Origin of the sequence: Paragemmobacter straminiformis (assembly GCF_014243445.1) — a bacterium.
In the GTDB taxonomy this organism is placed as follows: domain Bacteria; phylum Pseudomonadota; class Alphaproteobacteria; order Rhodobacterales; family Rhodobacteraceae; genus Paragemmobacter; species Paragemmobacter straminiformis.
The window spans coordinates 563,789-575,406 of the sequence record NZ_JACLQD010000002.1; the positions used below are offsets into that span (position 1 = coordinate 563,789).

The 11,618-nt window shown below is 67.1% G+C and carries 9 protein-coding genes; 5 read left to right on the forward strand and 4 right to left on the reverse strand.

What is annotated here, in order from left to right; genetic code table 11:
• Window positions 1-57 precede the first annotated feature (57 nt).
• The 3 genes from H7F16_RS08535 to H7F16_RS08545 all read left to right on the forward strand — a co-directional run bounded on the left by H7F16_RS08535 (window position 58) and on the right by H7F16_RS08545 (window position 3,613).
• A complete protein-coding gene (locus H7F16_RS08535; protein ID WP_185797141.1) occupies window positions 58-1,536 on the forward strand; it encodes a class I adenylate-forming enzyme family protein in 1,479 nt (492 codons plus the stop codon).
• Window positions 1,533-2,168: a DsbA family protein gene (locus tag H7F16_RS08540; RefSeq protein WP_185797142.1), complete on the forward strand. Its 636-nt coding sequence runs from the start codon at window positions 1,533-1,535 to the stop codon at window positions 2,166-2,168. Before H7F16_RS08535 ends, H7F16_RS08540 begins: the two co-directional genes overlap by 4 nt.
• Window positions 2,169-2,386: 218 nt before the next feature.
• Entirely contained in the window at window positions 2,387-3,613 is a 1,227-nt protein-coding gene (locus tag H7F16_RS08545; RefSeq protein WP_185797553.1) for a multidrug effflux MFS transporter, read from the forward strand.
• Between the two features lie 76 nt (window positions 3,614-3,689).
• Here H7F16_RS08545 and mfd read toward each other — a convergent pair whose 3' ends face one another.
• Together mfd and H7F16_RS08555 are read right to left on the reverse strand one after the other, a co-directional pair.
• The gene (gene mfd / locus H7F16_RS08550; RefSeq protein ID WP_185797143.1) at window positions 3,690-7,136 is read right to left on the reverse strand and encodes a transcription-repair coupling factor; all 3,447 of its coding nucleotides are present in this window, start codon (window positions 7,134-7,136) and stop codon (window positions 3,690-3,692) included.
• A gap of 41 nt (window positions 7,137-7,177) precedes the next feature.
• Complete coding sequence (locus H7F16_RS08555) at window positions 7,178-7,705, reverse strand: component of SufBCD complex (RefSeq protein ID WP_185797144.1); 528 nt, start codon at window positions 7,703-7,705, stop codon at window positions 7,178-7,180.
• A gap of 126 nt (window positions 7,706-7,831) precedes the next feature.
• Here H7F16_RS08555 and hemB point away from each other — a divergent pair, with 126 nt between their 5' ends.
• Complete coding sequence (hemB, locus tag H7F16_RS08560; RefSeq protein ID WP_185797145.1) at window positions 7,832-8,845, forward strand: porphobilinogen synthase; 1,014 nt, start codon at window positions 7,832-7,834, stop codon at window positions 8,843-8,845.
• A gap of 173 nt (window positions 8,846-9,018) precedes the next feature.
• Window positions 9,019-9,576 carry a lipid-binding SYLF domain-containing protein gene (locus H7F16_RS08565; RefSeq protein ID WP_185797146.1) on the forward strand — a complete coding sequence of 186 codons (558 nt, stop codon included), beginning with the start codon at window positions 9,019-9,021 and terminating at the stop codon, window positions 9,574-9,576.
• 31 nt (window positions 9,577-9,607) lie between these two features.
• On the opposite strand, the gene H7F16_RS08570 is transcribed toward H7F16_RS08565, so the two are convergent.
• Together H7F16_RS08570 and H7F16_RS08575 are read right to left on the reverse strand one after the other, a co-directional pair.
• Window positions 9,608-10,603, reverse strand: a complete 996-nt coding sequence (locus tag H7F16_RS08570; RefSeq protein ID WP_185797147.1) for an SLAC1 family transporter — start codon at window positions 10,601-10,603, stop codon at window positions 9,608-9,610.
• Window positions 10,604-10,789: 186 nt separating this feature from the next.
• A complete protein-coding gene (locus tag H7F16_RS08575; protein ID WP_185797148.1) occupies window positions 10,790-11,578 on the reverse strand; it encodes a phytanoyl-CoA dioxygenase family protein in 789 nt (262 codons plus the stop codon).
• Between the last annotated feature and the right edge of the window lie 40 nt (window positions 11,579-11,618).

Sequence of the window (11,618 nt, forward strand, 5' to 3'; positions counted from 1 at the left end):
CGATTACAGGGGTGCGGGCCGCCTTGCAACCTTGGTTACGGTGGTTAGAACAGGGGCATGGATATCTGGCCCCCCTGCCCCGCGCCCTTCAACCTTGCCCATCATGTGCTGGCAGCGTCTGCAGCGCGATTGCCCGACAAGTCGGCCTTGCAGATCGTGACGCCCACGGGGGCCGAACGCTGGAGCTATGCCCGGCTGGAAGCGGCGGTGCGCGGATGCGGCACGGGGCTTCTGGCGCTGGGGCTGGAACCGGGGGACCGCGTGCTGATGCGGCTGGGCAATGGCGTGGCCTTTCCGGTGCTGTTTCTGGGGGCGATCGCGGCGGGGCTGGTGCCGGTGCCGACGAATGCCGCCCTGACCACCGCCGAAATCGGGCGGATGGCGGCGGTGATCGGGCCGAAGCTGATCGTGGCCGATGCGGGCGTGGCGCTGCCCGATCCGCTGCCTTGCGCGGTGGTGATGGCCGAGAGGCTGGCGCAATGGGAGGCGCTGCCGCCCTGCGACTGGGCGATGGGCGATCCGGAGCGGCTGGCCTATGCCGTCTTTACCAGCGGCACCAGCGGGCGGGCGATGGCGGTCGGCCATGCGCATCGGGCGATCTGGGCGCGGGGGATGATGCATCAGGGCTGGGAGGGGCTGGGGGAAAGCGACCGGCTGCTGCATGCGGGCGCGATGAACTGGACCTATACGCTGGGCACGGGGCTGATGGACCCCTGGACGCTGGGGGCCACCGCGCTGATCCCTGCGGCGGGGGTGAAGGTCGAGGCCTTGCCGCTGCTGTTGAAGCGGTTCGACGCGACGATCTTTGCCGCAGCCCCCGGCGTGGTGCGGCAGATGTTGCGCGCGCCCCTGCCCCCCCTGCCCAAGCTGCGCCATGCGCTGGTGGCAGGAGAGGCGATGCCCGCGGCACTGGCCCGCGACTGGCATGAAAAGACCGGAACCGGCGTTTACGAGGCGCTTGGCATGTCGGAATGTTCGACCTTTGTTTCGGCATCACCGCGCCGCCCCGCCCCCGAGGGAGCTGCGGGATATGCGCAGGACGGTCGGCGGGTGACGGTGCTTGATGCCGAGGAGGGCGCGGGGGTGCTGGCGGTCCACCGGTCAGACCCCGGTTTGATGCTGGGCTATCTGGGCGACGAGGCGGCCACGGCGGCGCGCTATCGGGGCGAGTGGTTCGTGACCGGCGACATGGTGCGGATGGCGCCGGACGGGGCGATCACCTATCTGGGGCGCGGTGACGAGATGATGAATGCGGGCGGCTACCGTGTCTCGCCGCTGGAAGTGGAGGCGGCCTTTGCAGGGCTGGCCGAGGTGGCCGTGACCGAGATCGAGGTCAAGGCCGGGGTGCGGGTGATCGGCGGCTTCTATGTGGGCGATGCCAGCGAGGCCGAGATGCAGGCCCGCGCCGAGGAACGGCTGGCCCGCTGGAAGCAGCCGCGCCTGTGGGTCCGGCTTGACGCCCTGCCGCGCAATGCCAACAACAAGCTGAACCGACGCGCCCTTGTGGCGCTTTATGCCGAAAGGGGCAGGCCGTGATCCGACTGGACATCTTTTCCGACATCGTCTGCCCGTGGTGCTACATCGGCAAGACCCATCTGGACCGCGCGCTCGAAAGCCGTGCGGCGCATCCGTTCCGCATCGAATGGCATCCGTTCCAGCTGAACCCCGACATGCCGCCTGCGGGTGTGGGGCATGTGGAGTATCTGGCCCAGAAATTCGGCGGGCGCGAGCGGGCGCTTTCGATGATGCAGAACGTGGCCAAGGCGGCGCGCGAGGCGGGGGCCGAGATGGAGATCGAGAAGGTGGCCCATCTGCCCAACACGATGGACGCGCACCGGCTGATCCACTGGGCGGGGATCGAGGGCAAGCAGAACGCGATGGTGTCGCGCCTGTTCCGCGCGCATTGGCGCGAGGGCGAGAATGTGGGCGATGCAGCGACACTTGCGCGGATCGCCGGAGAGGTCGGCATGGAAGCCGCAGCCGTGGCGCGGCTGCTCGCGACGGATGCGGACCGCGACGATCTGCTGGCGCGGGACCAGGACGCGCGGTCGAAGGGGGTTTCGGCGGTGCCGACCTTTCTGATCGCGCAGCAATATGTGGTTTCGGGCGCGCAGCCCGTGCAATTGTGGCAGGGCGTGATCGACGAGTTGACATCGACGGCGGGCTGACGACGGCGGGCTGACGACGGCGGGCTGACGACGGCGGGCTGGGGCCGCCGGAGACAAGGGGGGCTGTCTGCCCCCCTCGGGCCGTTCCGGCCCTCACCCCCCGAGGATATTTGGGGCAAGAGGAAGCGGGGCCGATTGGGCGCAGGCGGCGGGGTCTTTGTGCATTGCCGCGCATGGTGGCGGGTCAGGCCCTGTGCTATGGCGCGCGGATGACCGACATGACCGCCCTGCGCCCCGCCCAGCAACGCCCCGACGTTCCCCGTCTGGGGCAGACCGAATTCATCGCGATGATCGCGATGCTTTTCGCCACCATCGCCTTTTCCATCGACTCCATGTTGCCCGCCCTGCCCCAGATCGCGCGGGAACTGACGCCGGATGCGCCGAATGCGGCGCAGCTGATCCTGACCTCGTTCGTTTTCGGGATGGGGCTGGGCACGCTGTTCGCGGGGCCGCTGTCGGATACGTTCGGGCGCAAGCCGGTGATCATGGCGGGGGCGGTGCTGTACTGTCTGGCGGCCGTGGCGGCCTATTTCGCGCCGACGCTGGAAACCGTGCTGCTGGCGCGGGTGGTGCAGGGGCTGGGGGCTGCCGGGCCGCGCGTGGTGTCGCTGGCGCTGGTGCGCGACCTGCACAAGGGGCGCGAGATGGCGCGGATCATGTCCTTTGCCATGATGGTCTTCATGCTGGTGCCGGCGGTGGCCCCGTTCATCGGCGCGGGGATCATCGCGCTGGCGGGGTGGCGGGCGGTGTTCCTTGGCTTTTTGCTGTTCTCGCTGGTGTCCTGCCTGTGGCTGGGGCTGCGGCAGGCCGAGACGATCCACCCCGAGGACCGCCGCCCGCTGCAGGCCGCAGCGCTGTGGGAGGCGCTGAGGATGGTGCTGTCGCATCGGGTGGTGGTGGTGTCGACGGCGATGCAGACGCTGTTTCTGGCGGGGCTCTTCGCCACGCTGTCGGCCACGCAGCCGATCTTCGATGTGACCTTCGGGCGGGCTTCGGAATTTCCGATGTGGTTTGCGCTGATCGCGCTGATGTCGGGGACGGCGTCGTTCCTGAATGCGCGGCTGGTGATGCGGATCGGGATGCGGGGGATGATCGGGCGGGCGCTTCTGGCCCATACGCTGTTCACCGCCGCGATGACGGCGGCCTGGGCCTTTGGTCTGTGGCCCGAGGCTGCGGCCTTCTGGGCGCATCTGGTCTGGACGATTTCGGTCTTTTTCGTCACCGGGCTGACGATGGGCAACCTGAACGCGCTGGCGATGGAGCCGGTGGGGCATCAGGCAGGGATGGCGTCGAGCGTGATCGGGGCGATTTCGACGGTGCTGTCGGTCGTGCTGGCGGTGCCGGTGGGGCTTGCCTTTGACGGCTCGCCCCTGCCCTTGATGATCGGGGTGCTGTGTTTCGGGATCGTCTGTCTTGGCCTGATGCGGGTGCTGCCCAAGCGTTGAGCGCGGGGTCACGTTAAGCGCGGGGTCACGTTAAGCGCGGGGTCACGTTAAGCGCGGGGTCACGTTAAGCGCTGGGTCAGGCCTTTTCCTTGGGCCTGACCACCTTTTCCGCCAGATCGCGGGCGATGGCGAAGGCGCCCTTGATGCGGTCGCTTTCGGTTTTCCAGTCGCGTTGCATGACGATCTTGTTGCCCGCCACGCGGGCGGCGGGATCGGCCTTGATGAAATCGACCAGCCCTGCGGGGTTGGCGAATTTGTCGTTGTGGAATTGCACCGTTGCCCCCTTTGGCCCCGCGTCGAGCCGGCTTATCCCTGCGCGTTTGCACATCGACTTGATGCGGACGATGAGGAGCAGCGTGTTCACCTCGCGCGGGAGGGCGCCGAAACGGTCGATGAGTTCGGCGGCGAAGCCTTCGAGTTCGACCTTGGTTTGCAGGCTGGAGAGTCGGCGGTAGAGGCCCAGACGCACGTCGAGGTCGGTCACGTAATCTTCGGGAATGAGGACCGGCACGCCGAGGTTGATCTGCGGCGCCCATTGGTCATCGAGCGGGGTGAGGCCCGACAACTCGCCCGATTTGATCTTGGCGATCGTGTCCTCGAGCATCTGTTGATAGAGTTCGTAGCCGACTTCCTTGATGTGGCCGGACTGTTCCTCGCCCAAGAGGTTGCCTGCCCCGCGCAGGTCGAGGTCGTGCGAGGCGAGGTTGAAACCTGCGCCAAGGCTGTCGAGACCGCCCAGAAGGCGCAGGCGTTTCATGGCCTGCGGTGTCAGGGGGGCGCGGGGCTTGGTGGTCAGGAAGCAATAGGCGCGGGTCTTTGAGCGGCCGACGCGGCCACGGATCTGGTAGAGTTGCGACAGGCCGAACATGTCGGCGCGGTGGATGATCATTGTGTTGGCGGTCGGGATGTCGAGGCCGGATTCCACGATGGTCGTGGACAGAAGCACATCGTATTTGCCGTCGTAGAATTCGTTCATCCGCTCGTCGAGGTCGCCCGCGGCAAGCTGGCCGTGGGCGATGACGTAAGAGCATTCGGGAACATGGGTGCGCAGGAAATCCTCGATCTCGGGCAGGTCGGCGATGCGGGGGACGACGATGAAGGATTGGCCGCCGCGGAACCGTTCGCGCAAGAGCGCCTCGCGCAGGGTGATGCTGTCGAATTCGGAAATATAGGTGCGTATGGCGAGGCGGTCGACGGGCGGGGTGGCGATGATCGAAAGATCGCGCACGCCGGTGAGCGAGAGTTGCAGGGTGCGCGGGATGGGCGTGGCGGTCAGCGTCAGCACGTGGATTTCGGAGCGCATCTCTTTGAGGCGTTCCTTGTGGGTGACGCCGAAGTGCTGTTCTTCGTCGATGATGAGAAGGCCCAGCGATTTGAAGCGGATGCCCTTGGCCAGAAGGGCGTGGGTGCCGACGCAGATGTCGACCGACCCGTCGGCCAGCCCCTCGCGGGTGGCGTTGGCCTCTTTGGTGCCGACGAAGCGCGACAGCGGGCGGATGTTGATGGGAAAGCCGCGGAAGCGCTCGGCAAAGCTGCGGTAGTGCTGGCGGGCCAGAAGCGTGGTCGGGCAGATCACCGCGACCTGCATGCCGGCAAGGGCCGCGACGAAGGCGGCGCGCATCGCCACCTCGGTCTTGCCGAAGCCGACGTCGCCGACGATGAGGCGGTCCATCGGGCGGCCGGATTCGAGATCGGCCACGACATCGGCGATGGCGGAAAGCTGGTCGTCGGTTTCGGTATAGGGAAAGCGGGCGGCGAAAGCCTCCCACATCGAATGGGGGGCCTCGAGGATCGGGGCGTGGCGCAGGGCGCGTTCGGCGGCGATGCGCATGAGGCGGTCGGCGATTTCGCGGATGCGTTCCTTGAGCTTGGCCTTCTTGGCCTGCCATGCACCGCCGCCCAGACGGTCAAGCAGCCCCTCTTCATGGCCGTAGCGCGACAGCAGTTCGATATTCTCGACCGGAAGGTAGAGTTTCGCGCCTTCGGCATATTCGAGCGATACGCAGGCATGGGGCGCGCCGAGGGCGGTGATGGTTTCCAGACCGAGGTAGCGTCCGACGCCGTGTTCGACATGGACGACCAGATCGCCGGGGGTCAGGGTGTCGGCGTCGCGCAGGAAATTCTCGGCCTTGCGGCGGCGTTTGGGTTTGCCGACGAGGCGGTCGCCCAGAACATCCTGTTCCGAGACGACGGCAAGGCCCGGTGCGGTGAAGCCTGCGTCAAGCGCCCAGACCATGAGGTAGAGCGCGCCTTTGCCTTCGGGGATGTCGCGGAAATCTTTGGCGTGTTTCAGGCCAGTTACGCCCTGATCTTTGAGCAACCCCTCAAGACGTTCGCGCGCGCCTTCGGACCATGAGGCGATGACCACGTTGCCATCTTGAAGCAATGCTTTCACGTGATCGGCCAAAGCACCGAAAAGACTAAGGCTTTCCTGCTGGCGTTCGGGCGCGAAGTTGCGGCCCATGCGACCGCCCGCATCAAGCACGCCGGGACCGGGGGCCTGCGGGTTGGGCGAAAGCTGGATGACGCGGTGGGGGGCGATTGCGGCCTCCCATGCCGCGTCGTCGAGGTAGAGAAGGCCGGGGGCGCAGGGTTTGTAGACGGAATCGAGCCGGCCACGGGCGGTCAGCGCCTCGCGCCGCGCGTCATACTGGTCTTCGATCCCCTCCCAGCGCGAGAGGCGGGCGGGTGTCAGCTGGTCGTCGAGCATGACGGTGGCATCGGGGAGATAGTCGAAGAGCGTTTCGAGCCGGTCATGGAAGAAGGGCAGCCAATGCTCCATCCCCTGATGCTTGCGGCCCGCGCTTACCGCCTCATACAGCGGGTCGTCGGTGCCGGCGGCGCCGAATTCGATGCGGTAGGTCTGGCGGAAGCGGGTGATCGCGGCCTCGTCGAGAATGACCTCGGACATGGGGGCGAAATCGATGGAGGAGAGTTTCTCGGTCGTGCGCTGGGTTTCGGGGTCGAAGCGGCGCGCGCCGTCGAGCACGTCACCGAAGAAATCGAGCCGGATCGGCGTGCGGCTGCCCGGGGGCCAGATGTCGATGATGCCGCCGCGCAGCGCGTAATCGCCCGGTTCGGCCACGGTGGACGAGGGCGAGAAGCCCATGCGGACAAGGAAGGTCTTGAGACGCGCCTCGTCGACCCTGTCGCCCACGCGGGCGGAAAAGGCGGCGTCACGGATCACCGCGCGGGTGGGCAGGCGCTGGGTGGCGGCGGACAGCGTGGTGAGCAGGATGAAGGGGCCGCGCACCCCTTCGGCAAGGGCCGCAAGGGTCGACATGCGGCGGGCCGAGATATCGGGGTTGGGCGAGACGCGGTCGTAAGGCAGGCAATCCCATGCGGGCAGGTCCAGCACCACGGCACCGGGCGCCATGACGGCCAGCGCGGCACGCATCGCCTCGGCCCGTTTGTCATCGCGGGCGATGTGGATGAGGGGCTGGCCCTTGGCCAGTTCGCGGGCGAGCAGACGCGCGTCGAAGCCTTCGGGCGCGCCACCGAGGAGAATGCGGGATGCTGTCATGGCGCCTGACTTAACCGCCGCGGCGGCAGGGTCAAGCGGGCTTAGCCGTAAACCCCGATCAGCATGTTCTGATACATGCCGAAAACCGCCGTCAGGAAGATCGCGACCATGCCCATGATCTGCACGACCATGCGGTGCCGGCGCAGGCGGCGCAGCAGCGCGGGGCCGTGGGTGTCGCCCGCCTCGATCAGGCGGGCGGTGCGCAGGGTCAGCAGGAAAATCACCGTTGCGGGAAGAAGCAGGCACAGCAGGGCCTGCGCGAATTCGACACGGTAGGCCACGGCCAGAAGCCCGAGCCCGCTGAGGACGAAGGACAGGCCCGCGACGAGCCAGACCCCGGCGGTGCGGGTGATGAAGAGAAGGCGGCGGACGTAGATGGCGGCGAGCGCCTCGACATCGTGCAAGGCGTGGGGATCGTCGCGGTTCTCGGCGCGGCGGATCATGTCATGGGGGACGCCCAGCACCCAATGGCCGACGGTGGACCAGAAAATCGAGAGACCGAGCCAATACCACAGGTTCGAGAACGACCGCAGGTCGATGAGTTCGAAGATCTTGTCATACCACTGCAAAGCATTCTCCGCCGGTTTCCCGACCCGAGCCCGCGCTTTGTTGCGACATGGCTTGAGGCGCGACCTCTTCTCTGGCAGTCAGAGAGCAATATCGCAAGCCCCTGCAACCCGAGAGAGGAACCGCCCTTGCGCCCCATCGCCGCCCCGACCCCGATGACACGCTTTCGCCGGTTGCGGCGCAGCCCTGCCCTGCGTGCGCTTGCGCAAGAGACGGTGATCTCGACCGGTGACCTGATCTGGCCGGTGTTCGTGCGCGACGGGGTGGGCATGCGCGAGCCGATCCATTCGATGCCGGGGGTCGAGCGGCTGTCGGTCGATCTGGTGGTGAAGGCGGCCGAGGAGGCGGCGGCGCTGGGCATTCCGGCCATTTGCCTGTTTCCCTATACCGACCCCGCGCTGAAAACCGAAGGCTGCGAGGAAGCGTGGAACCCCGACAATCTGGCCAACAAGGCGATCCGCGCGATCAAGGCGGCGGTGCCCGAGATTGCGGTGATGACCGATATCGCGCTGGACCCCTATAACGCCAACGGCCATGACGGGCTGGTGCGCGACGGGGTGATCCTGAACGATGAGACGATCGAATGCCTTGTGCGGATGGCGCTGGTGCAGGCCGACTGCGGGGCCGATATCCTTGGCCCTTCGGATATGATGGACGGGCGGATCGGCGCGATGCGGCAGGCGCTCGAGGCGGCGGGGCACAGGGATGTGGCGATCCTGTCCTATGCGGCGAAATACGCGAGCGCCTTTTACGGGCCGTTCCGCGATGCGGTGGGGGCTTCGGGCGCGCTTAAGGGCGACAAGAAAACCTATCAGATGAACCCCGCCAATGGCGACGAAGCCCTGCGGCTGGTCGAGCGTGACCTGCGCGAGGGGGCGGACATGGTCATGGTCAAGCCGGGGATGCCCTATCTCGATATCTGCCGGCGGGTGAAGGACGCCTTTGGCGCGCCGACCTATGCCTATCAGGTGTCGGGCGAATACGCGATGATCACGGGCGCGGCCGAGCGCGGCTGGATCGACGGCGAGAAGGCGATGATGGAAAGCCTGATGGGGTTCAAGCGGGCAGGATGCGACGGGGTGCTGACCTATTTCGCCCCCGCCGTGGCGAAAAAGCTGCGCGCGGGATGGGTCTGGGGATAGGGCGCGGGCGCTTTTGACGGTTGCGGGTGCCCCTGCGGGTGCCTGCAACGTGATCGGCGGGGCTTTGCCTGAGGCGATGGCGGGGCATGACAGGCCCGCGCAAAGAGGTTAATCTTGGCGCAACGAGCGGGGCCGGCACGAGAGCCCCGAATGAGGCAGGAGAGGGCGGAACGATGGAACATGTGACACGCAGGGCTTTGCTGGGCGGTGCGGGCGCGGCGGTGCTGCTGACGGCGGCTTGCGCCAATGGCGTGGGGTCGAACGGCGCGGGGCAGATCGACGCGCGGGTCGACGCGACGCGCGACTATCTGTTCGGGCGCTATCCCGGCACGCGCGAGTTGTCGCAGCGGGCGGCGGGCGTGCTTTACATGCCGCTCGTGACCGAGGCGGGCTTCATCTATGGCGGGGCCTATGGGCGCGGTGCGTTGCGCATCCGCGATGTGACGGTGGATTACTATTCGGCCACCAAGGCCAGCATCGGGTTGCAGATCGGGGCGCAGCAATATGCGCATGCGCTGTTCTTCATGACCGACGAAGCCTTGGCCGAGTTCCGGCGCGGGTCGGGCTGGGCGGCATCGGGCGATCTGCGCTATGCGACGCCGGAACAGGGCGCCAGCATCGGCAAGGAGACGACCGAGCTGGATCCGGTCATTCCCTTTGTCTTTGGCCAGCAGGGGCTGATCGCGGGGGCAACGCTCGCCGGGGTGAAATACACGCGGATCATCCCGTAAGCGGCGATTTTTCTGCGAAAAATCGGGCGCCCTAGGCTTCGGCCGCGTTGGTCTTGGCGGCAAGGGTGCCCGCCCCCCAGAGGGTGAAGATGCGCCACGCGATGGCGGGGATGGCAAGGGTTGCCACCGCAAGCAGGAAAAGGCCGCCCAAGGCAAAGGGCCCTTTCAGCGCAAGAAGTGCGGCGGAAAAGGCCGCGAGCGGAAAGGTGAAGGCCCCCCACATCGGCGAAAACCCTGCCGCCGTGATCCAGCGCGCCTGCGACAGAAGCGCCACCAGCAGCGCCGTTCCGAAGGCCGCGAAGGCCAGCGCCAGCATGGGCCAGCCGTTGACCGTTGCGGTCGTGGACAAAAGCGCCGCGGGCGACAGGTGGATGGCGAGCAAGGGGCGCAGCGGTGCCGGAGGTGTCGCCTTGGCGAATTGCAGGGCCGAGGCGACCCAGATCAGGACCGCCGCAGTCAGCGACAGGCCGAAAAGCGCATCGGACAGGCCGTGCAGGCCAAGCGGTTCGGCGGCCAGTCCGCCGACGATGGCCCCGACATAGACCAGATGCCAGCCCGGATCGACCGGGCGGGCAGCGGCGGGCAGCCGCAGGAAAAGGGCTGTGACCGTAATTGCCAGCGCCAGATGCGCGGCCAGCGCGGCGACCAGCAGCGCAAAGGCCAGAGCCGGCGCCACGGGAACCAGCGCCGCGGCGACCGCCATGCCGCCCATCGTGGCGGTGGCAAGGCCGTTGCGGCCGGGCAGCACGCGCAGATCCTGCGCCACGACCCCTGCCCTTTGCGCGCATTTGGCAAGATAGGCGAACAGGGCAAAGGCCCAGAGCATCGCAGCCATGCCAAGCAGAAGGTCCGCGATTTCGGCCGGAAGCGACAGCGCCGCGAAGCCGCGCCGCAGGGCAAGGCCAAGACCGAGCAGGCCGAGGATCGGCGGAAAGATCGCGGGGGGCGTGCGGGCAAAGCGGCGCGGCTTGCGCGGCGGGAATTCCGGCGGGGGGAACATCTTGGGTCGGTGGCGGGCGGGTTCCATGACGTCTCCTTCTGCGTCCCGCCACGATAGGGATTGGCGCGGGAAGCGAAAGGGGCATCGGGTCGCAGGCGGGCTGCGAATTCTGACGCAGAATTCGCAACGTTTTCTGCACGCAGAAAACGGCTGCCCCGCGTGGGACCGCATTCTGCGTGCAGAATGCGTCGCGTTTCCTGCGTCAGGAAACGCTTAGCCGCGCAGCACGGGGAACCAGTCTTCCCGCAGGGTCTGGCCTGCCTGCATCTCGTGTCCCGGATAGGGGGGCGAGGTGCGGCCGGGGCGTTCGACATAGCGCGCATCATCGCCCACCAACCGCAGCGAAAAGGCGCGGCGGCGCTGGGCGGTCTCGTTTCCGCGCGCGCCATGCAGCGTCAGGTAATCGAAGGCCACGGCATCGCCCGGCTCCATCTCCCATTCCAGCACGCGCATGCCTTCGGCGTCGGGGTCCGGCACGGGCATGTATTTGTCGCTGTCGGGATAGAAGCTCGTCTCGGCCAGCCAGCGGGTGGGAAGCACCTCTTTCTCCCAGCGGTGCGAGCCTGCGACACAGCGCAGCGAGGCTTCGCGCACGGGATCGAGCGGCGACCAGAAGCTGACGGTCTGGCGGCCCGCGACGAAGTAATAGGGGCCGTCCTGATGCCAGGGCGTGGGTTTCGAGGTGCCCGGCTCTTTGACCAGAACGTGGTCGTGGAACAGCTGCACGCGGCGCGACGACATGAGGCGCGCGGCCACATCGGCCACCTGCGACTCGCGGATCACGCGTTCGAATTCGGGGATGCGGTTCCAGTTGCAGTAATCGTCGAAGAAACGCCCGCCCTCGCCGGGTTTGAGGTTCTCGGCCGCGTAGGGCCCCGGTTCGGCCATGTTGCGGGCGACACCCTCGCGCAGGGTTTCGACCCAATCGGCCCAAAGGCCCTTGATCAGGACCGCGCCGTCGCGCTGGAAATCCGTGACCATCTGATCGGTTATGGTGACCATGACTTGCCCCTTATCTTCGGTCTGGCCTGTCTGGCAGCGG